Origin of the sequence: Streptomyces sp. 1114.5, from assembly GCF_003635085.1 — a bacterium.
Lineage (GTDB): Bacteria > Actinomycetota > Actinomycetes > Streptomycetales > Streptomycetaceae > Kitasatospora.
On the sequence record NZ_RBXE01000001.1, the window covers coordinates 4,594,182 to 4,611,765 of the forward strand.

The following is a 17,584-nucleotide window of genomic DNA, read 5'->3' on the forward strand; positions in this document are numbered from 1 at the left end:
CACCGGGCGACTTTGCCTATTCTTGAAGAAAGGCCGCTCGAACTGGAACCATCGCCCGGGGGCGTACGTCGTAACCACAGGTGATCGGCCGGGGGGACAGGCCGCCCGGCACGTTAGGCTGCCCTGAGGGGGCGCGGCCTGGGTGTCGCCATCGGACCACAACTGACGGGACGGGCCCGCGGCTCCACGGAGCCGGGCCCGTCCTGCTCCTGCCACGGAGGTACTGGCCTTGCACATCGACGCCTGGATCGAGGGCATTCCGCCGACCGCGGTGTACGCCGTCGTCGGTCTGATCATCGGCATCGAGTCCCTGGGCATCCCGTTGCCCGGCGAGATCGCCCTGGTCACGGCGTCGCTCATGGCCGTCAAGGGCGTGGTGAGCCCGTGGGGCGTCGCGGCCTGCGCGGTCGCCGGCGCCATCATCGGCGACTCGATCGGCTACTCGATCGGGCGCAAGGGGGGCAAGCCGCTCTTCGAGAAGCTGGGACGCAAGTTCCCCAAGCACTTCGGCCCCTCCCACCTGGCCACCGCCGAGCGCTCCTTCCAGAAGTGGGGCATGTGGGCGGTCTTCTTCGGCCGGTTCATCGCCCTGCTGCGCATCTTCGCCGGTCCGCTGGCGGGTGCGCTGAAGATGCCGTACTGGAAGTTCCTGATCGCCAACGTGCTGGGCGGCGTGGTCTGGGCCGGCGGCACGACGCTGCTGGTCTACAAGGTGGGCAAGAGCATCGAGCCGTGGCTGGCCCGCTTCTCCTGGGCCGGTCTGGCCGCGGCCGTGGTGATCGGCGGGCTCTCGGCCTGGATCATGAAGCGCCGGGCCGCGAAGACGCACGCCCGGATCGAGGCGGAGGAGGCCGCCGCGGCCGCCGCCGCTGCGGTGAAGGCTCCGGTCGCGGAGTGACGACGGAGTGGGACTGCGGTGACACCGGACTGACCGGGCGCGGCTGACGGCCGCCCCGGAGTCATCGGGCCCTCGGAGTAGCATCGGCGGAGTACCTGTCGATCTTGCACTCTGGAGGGCCCGATGTCGTCACAGCCGACCTGGGATGCCGTGGACGCGTACTTCTCCGAGCAGCTGGTCGGGCACGACCCGGCCCTGGAGGGCGCGCAGGCCGCCGCAGACGCGGCCGGACTGCCGAAGATCGCGGTGGCCCCCAACCAGGGCAAGCTGCTCCACCTGCTGGCGCTCACCCAGGGCGCCAAGCGCATCCTGGAGGTCGGCACGCTCGGCGGCTACAGCGCGATCTGGCTGGCCCGGGCGCTGCCCGCCGACGGCACCCTGGTCACGCTGGAGATCGACCCCCGGTACGCCGAGGTCGCCCGGGGCAACCTGGCCGCCGCCGGGCTGGCGGGCGTCGCCGAGGTGCGGGTCGGCCGGGCCGCCGACTCGCTGGCGGCGCTGGTGGAGCAAGACGTCGAGCCCTTCGACCTGGTCTTCATCGACGCGGACAAGCCGAGCAACCCCGAGTACTTCCGCCGGGCGCTCCAGCTGACCCGGCCGGGCTCGCTGATCATCGTCGACAACGTGGTGCGCGGCGGCGCCGTCGCCGACCCGGACAGCACCGACCCGGCGGTGCTCGGCACCCGGGCCGTGCACGAGCTGATCGCGGCCGAGCCGAGGGTCACCGCGACCTCGGTGCAGACGGTCGGCAGCAAGGGCTACGACGGGTTCACGCTCGCCCGCGTCCAGGGCTGAGCCGTCCGGGGCTGAACCGTCCGGGGCTGAACCGTCCGGGGCAGAACCGGCCGGGGCAGAACCAAGGAAAGACGAGGAACGGAGACAACGTGCGGATCGGACTGCTGGGCACCGGCCCCTGGGCGGAGCGGGTGCACGCGCCCGTGCTGGCCGAACACCCCGGGATGGAGTTCGCCGGCGTCTGGGGCCGGTGCCCGGAGGCCGCCGAGGCGCTGGGCGCGGCGCACGGCGTGCCCGGGTACGCGGACCTCGACCGTCTGCTGGCCGAGGTGGACGCGGTCTCCATCGCGCTGCCCCCGTCCGTGCAGCCGGGCCTCGCGGTCCGGGCCGCCGAGGCCGGCTGCCACCTGCTGCTGGACAAGCCGGTCGCGCTGACCGTGCCGGACGCCGCGGCCGTGGCCGAGGCGGTCAGCAAGCACGGGGTCGCCTCGGTGGTGTTCTTCACGGTGCGCTTCGGCGGCCCGCAGATCCCGTGGATCGAGGAGCAGGCGGCGCTGGGCGGCTGGTACACCGGCCGCTCGGACTGGCTGGGCTCGGTGTTCGCGCCGGGCAGCTCCAGCCCGTACGCGGCCTCGCCGTGGCGCCAGGAGAAGGGCTCGCTGTGGGACGTCGGCCCGCACGCGCTGTCCGTCCTGCTGCCGGTGCTGGGCGACGTGACCCAGGTGACGGCGGTGGCGGGCCCGCTGGACGCCGTACACCTGGTGCTGCGGCACTCGGGCGGCGCGTCCAGCACGCTGGCGCTCAGCCTGACCGCGCCGGCCGCGGCGGGCGGGACGGGCATGGAACTGCGCGGCGAGCACGGCGTGGTCCACCTACCGGAGCGCGGCGAGGGCCCGCTCGCGGCCCTGCACCGGGCGCTGGGCGCCCTGCAGTCCGCCGCGGCCTCCGGTGAGCCGCACCCCTGCGGGGCGGACTTCGGCCTGCGGGTGGTGGAGATCCTCGCCGCGGCCGAGCGCTCGCTGGCCGTCGGCGGACCGGTGGAGGCCTGAGCGTTCCGCGAGGGGCGACTCCGCGCGTGGTGACAGCGGGGTGACACGACGCCGGGCGGGGCACTTCGGTGCCCCGCCCGGTCAGGTCGGCGGTAGGGGAGGCCGGGCCGGGCCCGGGCGGCGGTCGGTGGGGCGGGCCGGGGGGATGACGGCGGCTCGGAAGTCGCGCGGGCCGGTCCACAGGGCGGGGACGGCGTCGCTACGGCGCGCCAGCTCGTACGCCACGGCCTCGTAGTTGACGCGCCAGCCGTGGAAGTGCGGCCAGGCGTCCTCGACCGGGCGTTCGCGGGGGAAGCCGGCCGCGCTGATCATCGCGACGGCGCCCAGGTACTCGGCGTAGGTCAGGCGGATCGGCACGTCCGGGTCCGGGTCCGGGTCGAAGTCGATGCGCAGTGACCGGGCGATGTCGCGCATCGCGGTGAACCCGGCGCGCAGCACCAGCCGGGCCTCGGGCGGGGCCGAGCGCGGGCACAGGGCGAGGTGCATGGCCGCGGCGTCCATCACGGCGATCAGGCCGACCACCCAGCTGCGGTTCGGCTGCGGGGATCGGAAGGAGAGCAGCACCGGGTAGTTGGAGTGGCTCTCGCCGATGTCGGCGGCCAGGCGTTCCCAGTCCCGGTAGAGCTGGGGAAGCGCGGTCTCGGTGTCGACCAGGGACTGGCGGGCCAGCAGTTCGGGGCCCCAGGCGGGTTCGCCGGCCCGGGACTGGAGCAGGGTCACCTCGGTCTCGCGCCGCTGGTACGCGGCGTAGAGGGTGGGCAGGTAGGAGATCTGCAGGGCGATCACCAGGGGGCCGCTGGCCGCGGCCATGAAGTCGATCGCGGACAGCTGCAGCCGCTCGCCGCTCGCGAAGCCGAGGGTGAAGAGGCTGGAGCCGGCCTCCCGGATGGCGATCGTCCAGCTGAACTCCGAGGTGCCGTGCAGCAGCAGGGTGTACGCGAGCAGCATCCCGCTGAGCCAGACCGTGAGCATGCCCAGCAGGACCAGCGGCGCCAGCCAGGTCAGCGCCCGGTCCTGTGCGCGGTAGCCGCCGATCGGCGCGGCGGAGAGCCGCAGCACCGTCCGCAGCACCGCCCAGAGCCGGTTCACCAGGGACGAGTAGAGCCCTCGCGGGACGACCAGCGTGCGCAGGATGCTGCCGACGACCATCAGGAGCAGCAGCGCGCCGAGCACGGTGTGGATCAACCTCATGGCGCCCATTCTGACGGTCGTTCGGCGTGGCCGTGGCGTCGGGCACCCGGCTCGGCGGGCGCCGGTCCGGTAGGCCTCGGAGTGTCGCACCGAATCCGGCGGCGATGGGCCGCGGCACTGCCGGCACTGCTGGTGCTGCTGCTCTGTGCCGCCTCCGGGCAGGCCGTCGCCGTCGACGGCGACCCCGCTCAGGTCAGCCCCGGCGCTTCGGCCCCCGGGCGCGCGGGCGGGGACCGTTCGACTGGCGCTCCGTCAACCCCGGGGGCGCGCGTTATTCGGTGGCGGGCGTATTCGCCCGGCGGTGATGATCACGGGATGCCTGTCTTCCTGGAAACCGGGCGGCTCGTGCTGCGCCCGTTCGCCGACACCGAAGCCGACGTCGACGGCCTGTTCGCCCTGGACAGCGACCCCGAGGTCATGCGCTTCATCAACGGCGGCAAGCCGACGACCCGCGAGGCGATCCGGGCCCGTACCCTGCCGCGGCTGCTCCACGACCACCCGTCCATCGGCACCCGCGGCTTCTGGGCCGCCGAGGAGAAGGCCACCGGCACCTTCCTCGGCTGGTTCGAGCTGCGCCCGCTCACCGAGGACGGCCCGCTGGAGGTCGAGCTCGGTTACCGGCTGAATCGCTCCGCCTGGGGCAGGGGCTACGCCACCGAGGGGGCGCGGGCGCTGATCGACAAGGCCTTCACGGACCTCGGGGTCCAGCGGGTCACCGCGAACACGATGGCGGTGAACACCCGGTCCCGGCGGGTGATGGAGAAGTCGGGCCTGTCCTTCCTCCGGAGCTTCACCGGAGACTGGCCCGACGCGATCCCGGGATCCGAACACGGCGAGGTCGAGTACGACCTCCTCCGCACCACCTGGGAGCAGCGGTCGTAGCACCCTCGACACCTCGCCGAAGAGCAAAGCAGTAGCCGGCGATGCTCCCCGACGACCCTCCGAGCCGGGTGGCTCGGGGGGTCGTTCCATTGACAGGAGGGGTGGCTCCGCTGGATTCTAAGCAAGCGCTTAGTCAACGAGACGGAACCGAATCGACTTCCGAGGAGCCGCCCGATGTCCGAGACCCCCGCCGCCCCGCCCGGGGTGGACCTGGCGCGGCTGCGCGCCCACCTGGAGCGGGAGCTACCCGGGGTCGTTCAGGGGCCGCTGCGGGCCGAGCTGATCGAGGGGGGCCGCTCGAACCTGACCTACGTCCTGTCCGACGGGGTCTCCCGCTGGGTGCTGCGCCGGCCGCCGCTGGGGCACGTGCTCGCGACCGCGCACGACATGGGGCGGGAGTACCGGGTGATGTCGGCGCTGCGCGGCACCGGGGTTCCGGTCCCCGGGATGCTGCTGCTCGACCAGGGCGAGGACGTGCTCGGTGCGCCCTGGTACCTCATGGAGCACGTGACCGGCACCGCGCACCGGGACGCCGCGCCGCTGGCCGCGCTCGGTGCGCAGCGGGTCGCCGCGCTCGGGCGGCAGCTGGTCGAGACCCTGGCCGAGCTGCACCGGATCGACCCGGCGGCCGTCGGCCTCGCCGACTTCGGGCACCCCGAGGGGTACCTGGAGCGCCAGCTGCGCCGCTGGTCCAAGCAGCTCGCCGCCTCCCGCAGCCGTGACCTGCCCCAGCTCGACCGGCTGCACGCCGCGCTCGCCGAGCGGCTGCCGGCCTCGCCCGCGCCCGCCCTCGTGCACGGGGACTACCGGCTGGACAACGTCCTGGTGAACGAGAACGCGGACGGGAGCGACACCATCACCGCCGTCCTCGACTGGGAGATGTCCACCCTGGGCGACCCGCTCACCGACATCGGCCTGCTGGTGATGTACACCGAGCTGGCCGGCGTCGGCGGGGGCATCATCCCCTCCGCGATGACCGCCCCCGGCTTCCCCAAGGCCGACGAACTGGTCGCGCACTACGCCGAGTCGACCGGCCGGCAGGCCGCCGACCTGGACTGGTACGTCGCCTTCGCGTCCTTCAAGCTGGCCGCCGTCGCCGAGGGCATCCACTACCGCTTCCAGCAGGGCCGCACCCTGGGCGCGGGCTTCGAGCGCGCGGGCGAGATGGCCCCGATCCTCGCCCGGCACGGCCTGAGCACCCTCAAGGAGAACTGACCGATGGACTTCGCGTACGACGCCCGGACGAACGAACTCCGCGAGCAGCTGCTCGCCTTCATGGACGCGCACGTCCACCCGGCCGAGGCCGTCCTCGCCGAACAGCTCGCCGACCCGGCCCGCGAGCGCTGGGCCGTCCCCCCGATCGTCGCCGACCTGCAGGCGGAGGCGCGCAAGCAGGGGCTGTGGAACCTCTTCTTCGTGGACCAGCACGGCTTCCCGGGCGAGCACGGCGCCGGCCTGACCAACCTGCAGTACGCTCCGCTCGCCGAAATCACCGGCCGCAGCCCGCAGTTGGCCCCGGCCGCGCTCAACTGCGCGGCCCCCGACACCGGCAACATGGAGCTGCTCGCCCAGTTCGGCAGCGCCGAGCAGCGCGAGCGCTGGCTGCGGCCCCTGCTGGACGCCGAGATCCGCTCCGCCTTCGCGATGACCGAGCCCGAGGTGGCCTCCTCGGACGCCACCAACATCGCCACCCGGATCGAGCGGGACGGCGACGAGTACGTGATCAACGGCCGCAAGTGGTACATCACCGGGGCGATGAACCCGCAGTGCCGGATCCTCATCGTGATGGGCAAGACCGACCCGGCCGCCGAGCCGCACCGCCAGCAGAGCATGGTGCTCGTCCCGCGCGACACCCCCGGCGTCACCGTCAAGCGCGGCATGACGGTCTTCGGCTACGACGACGCCGACCACGGCGGCCACGCCGAGGTGCTGTTCGAGGACGTCCGCGTCCCGGTAGGCAACCTGATCGGCGAGGAGGGGACGGGCTTCGCCATCGCCCAGGCCCGGCTGGGCCCGGGCCGGATCCACCACTGCATGCGCGCCATCGGCATCGCCGAGCGGGCGCTGGAGCTGATGTGCCGCCGGGCGGGGGAGCGGGTCGCCTTCGGCAAGCCGCTCGCCGAGCAGGGCGTGGTCCAGGACTGGATCGCCGAGTCCCGGGTCCGCATCGAGCAGCTGCGGCTGCTGGTGCTCAAGACCGCCTGGCTGATGGACACCGTCGGCAACCGGGGCGCGCACACCGAGATCCAGGCGATCAAGATCGCCACCCCGCGTACCGTCGAGTGGATCCTGGACAAGGCCGTCCAGGCCCACGGCGCCGCCGGTGTCAGCCAGGACACCCCGCTCGCCCAGCTCTGGGCGGGCAACCGGACCCTGCGGCTGGCCGACGGCCCGGACGAGGTGCACAAGCGCTCGCTGGCCCGCCGGGAGCTGAAGCAGTACCGGAGGTGACGGAAGTACTAGGGGTGTCATACCTGGGTATCCAGGGGCCGGTTGGCTCCCCGGTATGACGGCTGCGGCACGTCCCCACCCGTAGTGTCCTGCGTGTCCGACCGATCGGAAACGAGGAGACAGAACATGGGCAGTGGGGGACGGGCCGTGGCGGCGGTCCTGTTGGCGGCGACGGCGGTGCTGGGCGGCGCGGTCGGTGCGCCCGGGGCGGTGGCGGCGGCGCCGGAGGGCGGCAACACCGGGAAGCAGGCGCGGGCGTGGCTGCCGGAGCCGAGCGGGCCGTACCCGATCGGGACCACCGCGCTGCGCCTGACCGATGCCGCCCGGGAGGACCCGTGGCAGCCCGGGCGCCGGCGCGAACTGATGGTCAGCCTCTGGTACCCGACCGCCCGCCCGGCCGGGCCCACCGACAGCGTGCCGTACATGGCGCCCGCCGCCGGAGAGCACTTCGGCGGGCCCGCCGGTGTCGGTCTGATCAACTACGGCACGGCGCCGGGCCGCACCGACTGGTCGGCGATCCGCACCCACGCCCGCGCGGACGCCCCCGCCCTGCCCGGCGGCCCGCGCCCGGTGGTGCTCTACTCGCCCGGCCTGGGCGACCCGCGCACCTGGGGGACGGCGCTCGTCGAGGACCTGGTCTCGCGCGGCTACGTCGTGGTCACCGTCGACCACACCTACGAGGCCTCCGAAGTCGCCTTCCCCGACGGCGAACTGGCCACCTCCGTGCTCCCCGGCATGCTCGGCCAGCCGGACCTGGACATCGGCGCCGTGCTGCGCAAGCTCATGGCCACGCGAGTGGACGACACCCGCTTCGTGCTGGACCAGCTGGCCGGGCTGGGCACCAGGGCGGACCTGCCGAGCGGCGTGGCCGGGGCGCTCGACCTGAACCGGATCGGCATGGTCGGCCACTCGGCGGGCGGCTTCACCGCCCTCCAGACCATGCACGACGACCGGCGGATCACGGCCGGGATCAACCTGGACGGCCAAATGCACTTCCCCGGCCCGGACGGCCACACCGGCGTCCAGCTGCCCAGCGTCGCCGAGGACGGCCTGGACCGGCCCTTCCTGCTGATGGGCACCCGCAGCGACGACTCCGGCAGCTACCACCAGCAGCCCGGCTGGGACGCCCTCTGGCAGCACAGCACCGGCTGGCACGCCGACCTCACCCTCGAAGGCTCCCGGCACGGCTCCTACACCGACGGCCAGTCCCTGCTGCCCCAACTCGCCCGACAGGGCGCGCTCACCCCGGACCAGCTGCGCGCGGACGTCGGCACCATCCGGCCCGGCCGCGCCGAACTCGCCACCCGCTCGTACGTCGCCTCCTTCTTCGACCGCTGGCTGCGCGGCCACGACGACCACCTGCTGGACGGGCCCTCGCCGCGCTTCCCGGAAATGTCCTACGAGCGCTAGCGATCGGGCGACCTTTTGCCCCGGGGCCGGGGCGGGTCGGCCGGTGAAATTCCGTCAGGGAAAGGTGGGCCGGAGGGGGTTGCGGGGAATGCGGAACAGTATTCCGATCCGTATTCAGTGAATGGCTACGCGCGTTGTTTTCCTTCCTCCGGGGGTGCCTTTGCCTGCACGGACGCCCTCCTTAATCATTCCTTACCCTTCGCCGTTGACCAGTGTTCATCAGCTCTGATTTCCTTCATGCCCAGGCAGCGAAAAACCGACGGGCAGTCAATTTCCGGGTGTACGGAAGAATCCGAACCGGAGTCGACTCCCCGTCGGAATCCGCCGCCATCCCTTCCCCACAAAGGGATCGTCCGCGGCACCCCGAAGCCGCGGACGATCGGCAGCAGAGAGGGCACCCTCACCCATGGGTCACTCCCGAAGGATCCGACGCGCGAAGTACGCAGCGCTCACCGGCATGGCGTCGCTCGCGCTCGCCGCCGCCGGCCTGGCCGGCGTGGCCGGCCCGGCCTCCGCGCAGGACATCTCCGGCTCGACGGGCAGCGCCGGCAACGAGTTCAACCCCTGGAGCCCGCAGACCGGCCACCCCTACCGGCACGGCGCGGTACCCGGCATGTCCCAGCACGAGAACTACAAGAAGTGGCTCGCCGAGCACAACCAGGCCGCGGCCACCGGCCAGCAGACCCTGTCCTACGGCGGCGGGGTCGACGGCATCGGCGTGCAGAGCGGGCACTCCAAGGTCTACCTGATCTTCTACGGCAACCAGTGGGGCACCCAGACCACCGACGCCAACGGGAACGCCAAGTTCTCCGGCGACTCGGCCGGCGCGGCCGGCGCCACCCAGCAGATGTTCAAGGGCATCGGCACCAACGGCGAGACCTGGTCCGCCGACCTGACCCAGTGGTGCGACGGCCCCAACGTCGCCACCGGCGCCGTCAGCTGCCCCTCCAACGCCAACTTCATCCCGTACCAGAGCGGCGGCGTCCTGTCCGGCGTCTGGTACGACAACGCCGCCGCCTCGCCGAGCCAGGCCACCGGCAACCAGCTCGCCCAGGAGGCCGTCAAGGCCGCCGGCCACTTCGGCAACACCACCGCCGCCGCCAACCGGGACGCGTACTACATCGTCCTGTCGCCGCACGGCACCAACCCGGACGACTACCAGAACCCGACCACCGGGTACTGCGCCTGGCACGACTGGAACGGCGACACCACCCTCACCGGCGGTGCGGCGAGCTCGCCCTACGGCGACATCGCCTTCTCCAACCAGCCGTACAACATCGACGCGGGCGCCAACTGCGGCGTCGGCTTCGTCAACTCGCCCGGCACGCTGGACGGTTGGACGATGACCCTCGGCCACGAGTGGCACGAGATGATGTCCGACCAGAACCCGGCCGGCGGCTGGACCAACCACGTCTCGGGCAGCAGCTACAACGGCCAGGAGAACTCCGACGAGTGCGCCTGGATCAGGCCCGGCAGCACCGGCGGCGCCGCCAACATCTCCTTCGGCTCCTTCGGCAGCTACGCCGAGCAGGCCAGCTGGTCCAACGACACCAACTCCTGCGCGATCTCGCACACCATCCTGACCCACGGCAACACGGTCACCGTCACCAACCCGGGCAACCAGTCCGGCACCGTCGGCACCGCCGCCAGCCTGCAGATCGCGGCCACCGACTCGGCCTCCGGCCAGACCCTCACCTACTCGGCCACCGGCCTGCCGGCCGGCCTGTCGATCAACTCCTCGACCGGCCTGATCTCCGGCACCCCGACCGCCGCCGGCACCACCAGCGTCACGGTCACCGCGACCGACACCACCGGCGCCGCCGGCAGCACCAGCTTCAGCTGGACCGAGTCCACCACCGGAGGCGGCGGCAACGCCGTCACCAACGGCGGCTTCGAGGCCGGCAGCCTGACCGGCTGGACCGCCGCCGGCAGCACCTCCGCCACCACCGGCGCCGCCCACACCGGCAGCTACGGCGCCATGGTCGGCTCCACCAACCCGACCGGGGACTCCTCGATCGCCCAGACCTTCACCGCGCCGACCGGCTCCAGCAAGGTGTCCTTCTGGTACAGCAACACCTGCGACGACACCGTCACCTACGACTGGGCCACCGCCACCCTGAAGGACAACACCACCGGCACGACCACCACGGTCCTCGCCAAGACCTGCACCACCACCGGCACCTGGACCAACAAGACGGCGACCGTCACCCCGGGCCACTCCTACACCCTCACCCTGAGCAACCACGACGACAACTACCCGGGTGACCCGACCTACACCTACTACGACGACGTGACCGTCTCCTGACGATCACGACGCCACAACGCACCGGGGTGGGCCCAGCGCCCGCCCCGGTGCCGTTTTTCTGTCGGGGGGACAGGGGGGATCCGAATCGGCTGCCGGAACGTCCAACCGGCACCGCTCGCACAACGGCAAAAGGAACCACCGTGACCACCGTGAACCCGAGAAGATCCGCCGTCCTGGCGCTGGCCGCCGCCCTGCTCGCCCTGACCGGCTGCGCCTTCACCGGAACGGGCCCGTCGGCGACCACCACCCTCAGCCCGGCCGTCCCGAGCAGCCCGGCCGTCCCCAGCCCGGCGGTGGTGACGGTGGACGAACACGCCGACCACACCACCGTGAAGGCGGCCGTCGGCTCGACCGTCTCGGTCGGCCTGCACAGCACCTACTGGTCCGCCGCGACCAGCTCCGCCCCCGACGTCCTCGCACCGAGCGGCACCCCGACCACCGCCCCGTCCCCCTCCTGCCGCCCCGGCGGCGGCTGCGGCACCGTCACCACCACCTTCACCGCCCACGCCCCCGGCACCGCCCGGCTGACCGCCACCCGCACCATCTGCGGCGAGGCCCTGCAGTGCCCGCCCGAGCAGGGCAGCTACGAGGTGACGGTCGAGGTCACCGGCTGAGGCCGGTTGAGGCCGGGGAGGTCGGGAAGGCCAGGAAGGCTGCTACCTGATCTCCGAGCCCGGGTTGGCCTCGTCCCACGCGTGACGTGAGGTGACGATCGCGTCGTGGTGGTCGTAGGACCAGTCGGCCATCGCCCGCACCAGGTGCGTCAGGCTGTGGCCGAGCGGGGTCAACTCGTACTCCACCTGCGGCGGGACGGTCGGATGGACGGTCCGGGACACCAGGCCGTCCCGCTCCAGGCGCCGCACCGTCAGGGTCAGCATCCGCTGCGAGATCCCCGGCAGCGCCCGCTGCAGCTCGCGGAACCGCCGTACGCCCTGGGCGAGTTCGACGATGGTGAGGACCGACCACTTGTCGCCCAGGCGGTCCAGCAGGTCGCGGATCCCGCAGTCCACGCCGTCCTCGCACCAGACCACCGGTCGGGAGGTGGTTACCGCGCTGTGCCCTGCTGACATGAAAGTGCCTCCTTATGCCGAACGCCCAGGCTATCGAGGATGGTCAGGTCGCCGACCGTCGGCCATCCGACCACCTTTGGAGGAACGTTCATGCTGCTCGTCACCGGTGTCAACGGAGGTCTGGGCACGCTCGTGCTGGAGCGCCTGGCCGGCCGGGAGGAGGTCGTGGCCGGCTCGCGCACCCCGGAGCGGGTGCCGGCCGGGGTGCCCGCCCGGCTGGTGGACTTCGACCGGCCGCAGACGCTGGACGCCGCGTTCGAGGGCGTCCGGACCCTGCTGCTGATCTCGGCCGGCGCCGCCGAGGACGACGTGGTCATCGCCCGGCACGGCGCGGCGATCGCGGCGGCGGAGCGGGCGGGCGTCGAGCACGTCGTCTACACCAGCCTGTCCGGCGACGGCGACCACCTGCCGTACGCCCTCGCCCACCGCTGGACCGAGCGGCGCCTGCGCGAGTCGCCGAGCCTGCGCTGGACGGTGCTGCGCAACGGCCTGTACGCCGAACTGCTGGGCGCGATCGCCGCGCCCGGCCCGGACGGGGTGATCACCGCGCCGCTCGGCGACGGAAAGCTGGCGGCGGTGGCCCGGGCGGACCTCGCCGAGGTGGCGGCCAGCGTCGCCCTGGCGCCCGCCGAACACGCCGGCCGGACCTACGAGTTGGTGGGCGAGCGGGCCCTGGGCGGCGCGGAGGTGGCCGGGGCGCTCGGCGCCGAGTACCGCCCGGGCCGGCTCGCCGACGCCCGGACGGCGATGGCGGCCTCGGACGCGCCGGACTTCCAGGTGCCGATGGTGGTCGGCACCTACTCGGCGATCGCCCACGGCTTCCTGGCCGGCCCCGGCGGGCCGGGCGACCTCGCGGCCCTGCTCGGCCGCGAGCCCCGCCCGGCCCTGGAGGTCATCGCCGCCGGGAGCCCGGACGCCCGCTAACGTGCCGCCTCCGCGTCAGCCCGGGCGACCCAGTCCGGCAGCGGCTCGCGGCAGGCCAGCCAGGACGGCGGCACGTCGGCCAGGCCGGTGCGGGCGGCGACCACGCCGCCGGTGATGGCGCAGGTGGTGTCCACGTCGCCCAGGCCCTCCGCCGTCGTCCACAGGGCGTCGGTGAGACTGTCCAGGTGGTGCGCGGCGGACCACAGGGCGAAGGGGACGGTGTCGCTCGCCCGGATCTTCTGCCCGTTGCCGAGCAGGTCGGCCGCCCGCCAGGGCTCGGTGCCCGCGGGCAGCTCGGCGGCGCGGTGCAGCCCGTTGCGGACGGCGCCCTCCGGGGTGCGGGCGGCGACCTCGGCCAGCAGCTCGGGCCCCGCGGGGGCGGGCCCGGAGCGTGGTGCAGAAGGTCGGGCGCGGGCGGCGAGCGCCGCCGCCAGGGCGACCGCGACCGCCCCGGCGACGCCCTCGGGGTGCGCGTGCGTCACCTCGGCCGACAGGGCCGCCTGTTCGGCCGCCTCGTCCAGGTCGGTGTGGAACCAGGCGCCCAGCGGGGCGACCCGCATCGCCGCGCCGTTGCCGAGGCTGCCCTGGCCGTCGAACAGCTCGCGCGCCGCGGTGCGCCAACTCCCGGGCTCCTCGGCCAGCTTGGGGAGCAGCAGGTGCATGCCGTGCCCGTAGCCGCGGCCGGTGTCGGCCCGGTAGCCGGCCCCGAAGGCCTGGGCGAGGCGGTCCTGGTGCACAGCGTCGTAGGCGGTGAGGACCCCGTACACCGACAGCGCCATCGCGGTGTCGTCGGTCCAGTGCCAGGGGCCTTCCTCCGGCGTCCGCCGGGCCCGGATCTGCTCGAACGCGTCCTTCGGCGATCGGAAGAGGGGAAACCAGCGCTCCCCGAAGCCGTCCCCGAGGGCCAGGCCCTCCAGCGCGTCGCGGGCAGCGGAAAAGGTTGTCATCCCGGCATCCTGGCAGCCGCGATTCCCCTGCCGCAGCCGGTTTTCCCGGCTGCGGCAGGGGGCGCGTCCAGGGCCTGTCCGGGGGACAGGCCCTAGTCGCCCAGGACGGCGATCCGGCCGGTGCTCAGCCCGTCGGCGACCCGCTGGACGGCGTCGGCCGCGCCGGCCAGCGGCACCCGGGCGCTGACCAGGGGCCGGACGGCGCCCTGGTCGGCGAGCTTGGTCAGCTCCTCGTGCGCGGCGCGGACGGCCTGTGGGTCCTGAGTGTTGTACAGGCCCCAGTGCAGGCCGAGGATCGAGTAGTTCTTCACCAGGGCGTGGTTGAGCGCCGGTGCCGGGATCTGCCCGGCGGCGAAGCCGACCACCACGATCCGGCCCTCGAAGGCGACGCACTTGGTGGAGCCGGTGTAGGCCGCGCCGCCGACCGGGTCGAAGACCACGTCCGCGCCGCGCCCGCCGGTGGCCTCCTTGACGGCGGCGACGAAGTCCCGCTCCGTACGGGCCACCACCACGTCGGCGCCGAGCGCCCGGGCCGCCTCCGCCTTCGCCGGGCCGCCGACCACCGCGATCACCCGGGCTCCGGCGGCCCGGCCGAGCTGGAGCGCCGCGCTGCCGACACCGCCGGCCGCCGCGTGCACCAGCAGGGTCTCCCCGGCCCGAAGCCGGGCCCGGCGGTGCAGCGCGAACCAGGCGGTCTGGTAGCCGATGTGCAGCGCCGCCGCCTCGGCGTCGTCCAGCGCCTCGGGCGCGGGGAACGCGGCCGCGGCGTCCAGCAGTGCGTACTCGGCGAAGGCGCCCTGCGGCAGCAGCGGGTTGCCGATCAGCCGCTCGCCCCGCCGGGGCCCGTCCGCGACCTCGCCGCACAGCTCCACCCCGGGGGTGAACGGCAGCGGCGGGCGGACCTGGTACTGCCCGCGGACCATCAGCGCGTCCGGGAAGTTGACGGCGGCGGCCCGCACCCGGACCAGCAGCTGCCCCGGGCCGGCGACCGGCCGTGCGACGTCCTCGGCGAGCCGCATCACCGCGGCCGGCTCGCCGAGCTCTCCCACCTGCCAGGCCCTCACAGCGCCGCACCCTTCTCCAGCCCCTGCTGGAGCCGGTTCATCCCGGCGATCCAGCGGTCCGGTTCGGTGGCCCGGACCCGGTAGTACTCGGCGACCTCGGGGTGCGGAAGGATCAGGAAGCGCTCCTCGCCCAGGGCGGCCAGCGTGGCCTCGGCGACGTCCTCCGGGTCCAGCGCGGTCGGCGCCAGCAGCGCCTCGCCGACGGCGCCGGTCGAGGCGAGCATGTCGGTGCGCACGCCCTGCGGGCAGAGCGCGTGCACCCGGACGCCCCGGTGGCGGTAGGTCGCGGAGAGCCATTCGGCGAAGGCGAGCGCGCCGTGCTTGCTGACCGCGTACGGGGCCGACCCGAGCATGGTGAGCAGCCCGGCGGCGGAGACGGTGGCCAGGAAGCGGCCCTCGCCGCGCTCCAGCCAGCGGGGGAGCAGCAGGTCGGCGGCCCGGACGTGCGCGAGCACGTTGACCTCCCAGGCGCTCTCCCAGGCGGCGGCGGGCGCGTCGGCCCCGCCGACCGGGGCGACGCCCGCGTTGGCGCACCACACGTCGATCTCGCCCAGGGCGGCGCGGGCCTGCCCGACCAGGGCGGCCAGGCCCTCGGCGGAGGCGGCGTCCCCGGGCAGGGCGGTACCGGAGCAGTCCTTGGCGACGGCGTGGGCGGCCTCGGCGTCCAGGTCGTTGACCACCACCCGGGCCCCGGCGGCCGCGAAGGCCCGGGCGAGCGCGGCCCCGATGCCCCGGCCGGCGCCGGTCACCACCACGCCCTGGCCGGCGAACCGGTCGGCGAACGCCCCGGCCGTCACATCCCACCGCCGAGGGTGACTCCGCCGTCGACGACGAGGGTCTGGCCGGTGATCCAGCCGGAGTCCGGGGAGAGCAGGAAGGCGACGGCGCCCGCGACGTCCTCGGGGACGCCGAGCCGGCCGAGCGGGTACGCGGCGGCGACCTTCTCCTCGCGGCCCTCGTACAGCGCCTCGGCGAACTTGGTCTTGACCACGGCGGGGGCGACGGCGTTGACCCGGATGCCCTGCGGGCCCAGCTCGGCACCGAGCTCGGTGGTGAGCCGGATCAGCGCGGCCTTGCTGACGCCGTACATGCCGATCCCGGCGGAGGCGCGGATGCCGGCGACGGAGGCGACGTTGACGATCGAGCCGCCGTGCTCGCCCATCCACGCGGCGTGCGCGCGGCGGGTCCAGGCCAGCGGGCCGAGCACGTTGACGGCGAAGATCTTGGCGGCGGCGGCCTCGTCGGTGTCCAGGACCGGGCCGTACACCGGGTTGATGCCGGTGTTGTTGACCAGGTGGTCGAGCCGTCCGAAGGCCTCCAGGGTGCGGGCGACGGCCTCCTCCTGGTGGGCCGGATCGTCGGCCTTGCCCGCCACGGCGATCGCGTTGTCGGGGCCGCCCAGGTCCCGGACGGCCTCGGCCAGCGGCTCGGGGTTGCGGGCGGTGAGGCAGACCTTGGCGCCGCGGGCGACCAGCTCGCTCGCGATGCCCAGGCCGATGCCCCGGCTCGATCCGGTGACGACGGCCACCCGGCCCTTGAAGGAGTGCACCACGGAGCGTCCTGCCTTTCCCACGGGGATCTCGTCTGCGACCGCCCGTATGACGTGTGCGGCCGCCGGGCGACCTCGGCGACCGCCGGTGTGACGTGTGACGTGCTGACTAAGCGCTTGCTCAGCATGGTGTCGGTGCGGGAGCCTGTCAACAGGCCGCCCGCGTCCGCCGGGCCGCCGACGAGAAAGCCTGTACGAGTTCCGGCACGACTTCTCTGCGAGGATGGCGCCATGACCAGCACTCCGATCGCCGACCTCTGGCCGACCCTGCCCGGCGCCGACACCCGCCCCGAGGCGGCGTACCGGCTGCTCCAGGCCGCCGCCGAGTCGTTCGCGGAGCGCGGCTTCCACGCCACCACCACCCGGGACATCGCCACCGCCGCCGGGATGAGCCCGGCCGCGCTGTACATCCACTACCAGTCGAAGGCCGCACTGCTCGCCGAGATCAGCCAGGCCGGGCACGCCGCCACGCTCGCCCTGGTCCGGGCGGCCGCGGCCGGCGAGGGCGGCCCGGCGGAGCGGATGCGGCGGCTGGTCGAGCAGTTCACCGCCTGGCACGCCCGGGCCCGTACGGTCGGCCGGGTGGTCAACTACGAGCTGCACGCCCTGCCCGAGGACGCCTACGCGGTGGTCGCGGCGCTGCGCCTGGACATCGAGCGCGAGGTCAGCGCGCTGATCGAGGAGGGCGCTGCGGCCGGGGAGTTCCAGGTCTCGGAGGTGCGCACGGCGGCCCGCGCGGTCACCTCGCTGGGCATCGACGTCTCCCGCTGGTACACCGACCGCTCGACCGAGGCCCCGGAGGAGCTGGGCCGCAGATACGGCGAGCTGGTGCTGCGGATGCTCGGCGCCCGGGTCTGAGCCCAGGGGCGCGGGGGCGGCGGGGGCGGGCGGCCCGGACCGCCCTTGACCTGTCCACGGAGTGCGAGCAGACTCGTATACGAAGTACGTGTGCCTCGTAGGCGTACAGCGCAGGGACCGGCACGCAGGGTGGCAGCGAAACCCCGACACCGCGGGCCCCTCCCCGGCGCACTCCCACCGCAGCCTCCGACACTGCGGATCGAAGCAGAACCACCTCCCACGGCGACCACGCCCCCGACCGGCGGCGCCGA

Annotated in this window: 17 protein-coding genes; 11 read left to right on the forward strand and 6 right to left on the reverse strand. The window is 73.7% G+C overall.

Annotation, left to right across the window (positions count from 1 at the left end; genetic code table 11):
* Window positions 1-229 precede the first annotated feature (229 nt).
* From BX285_RS20400 to BX285_RS20410, 3 genes are all read left to right on the forward strand, one after another.
* Entirely contained in the window at window positions 230-898 is a 669-nt protein-coding gene (locus tag BX285_RS20400; protein WP_097239289.1) for a DedA family protein, read from the forward strand.
* A 123-nt stretch (window positions 899-1,021) separates the two neighbouring features.
* Window positions 1,022-1,693, forward strand: coding sequence for an O-methyltransferase (locus tag BX285_RS20405; protein ID WP_121176206.1), 672 nt, complete (start codon window positions 1,022-1,024; stop codon window positions 1,691-1,693).
* Window positions 1,694-1,782: 89 nt separating this feature from the next.
* Window positions 1,783-2,682, forward strand: a complete 900-nt coding sequence (locus tag BX285_RS20410; protein WP_121176209.1) for a Gfo/Idh/MocA family protein — start codon at window positions 1,783-1,785, stop codon at window positions 2,680-2,682.
* 81 nt (window positions 2,683-2,763) lie between these two features.
* Here the strand turns inward: BX285_RS20410 and BX285_RS20415 are convergent, their stop codons facing one another.
* Window positions 2,764-3,873 (reverse strand): hypothetical protein, encoded by a 1,110-nt coding sequence (locus tag BX285_RS20415; RefSeq protein WP_097240457.1) that lies wholly within the window; start codon window positions 3,871-3,873, stop codon window positions 2,764-2,766.
* Between the two features lie 315 nt (window positions 3,874-4,188).
* Between BX285_RS20415 and BX285_RS20420 the strand changes: the two genes are divergently transcribed.
* The 6 genes from BX285_RS20420 (at window position 4,189) to BX285_RS20445 (ending at window position 11,535) form a co-directional block, all read left to right on the forward strand.
* Window positions 4,189-4,755, forward strand: coding sequence for a GNAT family N-acetyltransferase (locus BX285_RS20420; RefSeq protein WP_097239293.1), 567 nt, complete (start codon window positions 4,189-4,191; stop codon window positions 4,753-4,755).
* Between the two features lie 174 nt (window positions 4,756-4,929).
* Window positions 4,930-5,970: a phosphotransferase family protein gene (locus tag BX285_RS20425; RefSeq protein ID WP_121176212.1), complete on the forward strand. Its 1,041-nt coding sequence runs from the start codon at window positions 4,930-4,932 to the stop codon at window positions 5,968-5,970.
* Between the two features lie 3 nt (window positions 5,971-5,973).
* Entirely contained in the window at window positions 5,974-7,206 is a 1,233-nt protein-coding gene (locus tag BX285_RS20430) for an acyl-CoA dehydrogenase family protein (RefSeq protein ID WP_121176214.1), read from the forward strand.
* Window positions 7,207-7,332: 126 nt separating this feature from the next.
* A complete protein-coding gene (locus BX285_RS20435; RefSeq protein WP_121176216.1) occupies window positions 7,333-8,616 on the forward strand; it encodes an esterase in 1,284 nt (427 codons plus the stop codon).
* Window positions 8,617-9,073: 457 nt separating this feature from the next.
* Window positions 9,074-10,921 carry a putative Ig domain-containing protein gene (locus BX285_RS37925; RefSeq protein WP_259470605.1) on the forward strand — a complete coding sequence of 616 codons (1,848 nt, stop codon included), beginning with the start codon at window positions 9,074-9,076 and terminating at the stop codon, window positions 10,919-10,921.
* A gap of 140 nt (window positions 10,922-11,061) precedes the next feature.
* A complete protein-coding gene (locus BX285_RS20445) occupies window positions 11,062-11,535 on the forward strand; it encodes a hypothetical protein (protein ID WP_121176219.1) in 474 nt (157 codons plus the stop codon).
* Between the two features lie 42 nt (window positions 11,536-11,577).
* Here BX285_RS20445 and BX285_RS20450 read toward each other — a convergent pair whose 3' ends face one another.
* Window positions 11,578-11,991 carry a helix-turn-helix domain-containing protein gene (locus BX285_RS20450; RefSeq protein ID WP_121176221.1) on the reverse strand — a complete coding sequence of 138 codons (414 nt, stop codon included), beginning with the start codon at window positions 11,989-11,991 and terminating at the stop codon, window positions 11,578-11,580.
* 90 nt (window positions 11,992-12,081) lie between these two features.
* Between BX285_RS20450 and BX285_RS20455 the strand changes: the two genes are divergently transcribed.
* Entirely contained in the window at window positions 12,082-12,915 is an 834-nt protein-coding gene (locus tag BX285_RS20455; protein ID WP_121176224.1) for an NAD(P)H-binding protein, read from the forward strand.
* Here BX285_RS20455 and BX285_RS20460 read toward each other — a convergent pair.
* From BX285_RS20460 to BX285_RS20475, 4 genes are all read right to left on the reverse strand, one after another.
* Window positions 12,912-13,862, reverse strand: a complete 951-nt coding sequence (locus BX285_RS20460; RefSeq protein WP_121176226.1) for an ADP-ribosylglycohydrolase family protein — start codon at window positions 13,860-13,862, stop codon at window positions 12,912-12,914. The genes BX285_RS20455 and BX285_RS20460 overlap by 4 nt on opposite strands.
* 92 nt (window positions 13,863-13,954) lie before the next feature.
* Window positions 13,955-14,911, reverse strand: coding sequence for an NADPH:quinone oxidoreductase family protein (locus BX285_RS20465; RefSeq protein ID WP_183107191.1), 957 nt, complete (start codon window positions 14,909-14,911; stop codon window positions 13,955-13,957).
* An 11-nt stretch (window positions 14,912-14,922) separates the two neighbouring features.
* Window positions 14,923-15,723, reverse strand: a complete 801-nt coding sequence (locus tag BX285_RS20470; protein WP_097239303.1) for an SDR family oxidoreductase — start codon at window positions 15,721-15,723, stop codon at window positions 14,923-14,925.
* Window positions 15,720-16,478, reverse strand: coding sequence for an SDR family oxidoreductase (locus tag BX285_RS20475; protein ID WP_220783961.1), 759 nt, complete (start codon window positions 16,476-16,478; stop codon window positions 15,720-15,722). The genes BX285_RS20470 and BX285_RS20475 overlap by 4 nt, the downstream gene beginning before the upstream one ends.
* A 228-nt stretch (window positions 16,479-16,706) precedes the next feature.
* On the opposite strand from BX285_RS20475, the gene BX285_RS20480 reads away from it, so the two are divergent.
* Window positions 16,707-17,333 carry a TetR/AcrR family transcriptional regulator gene (locus BX285_RS20480; protein WP_097239304.1) on the forward strand — a complete coding sequence of 209 codons (627 nt, stop codon included), beginning with the start codon at window positions 16,707-16,709 and terminating at the stop codon, window positions 17,331-17,333.
* Window positions 17,334-17,584 lie beyond the last annotated feature (251 nt).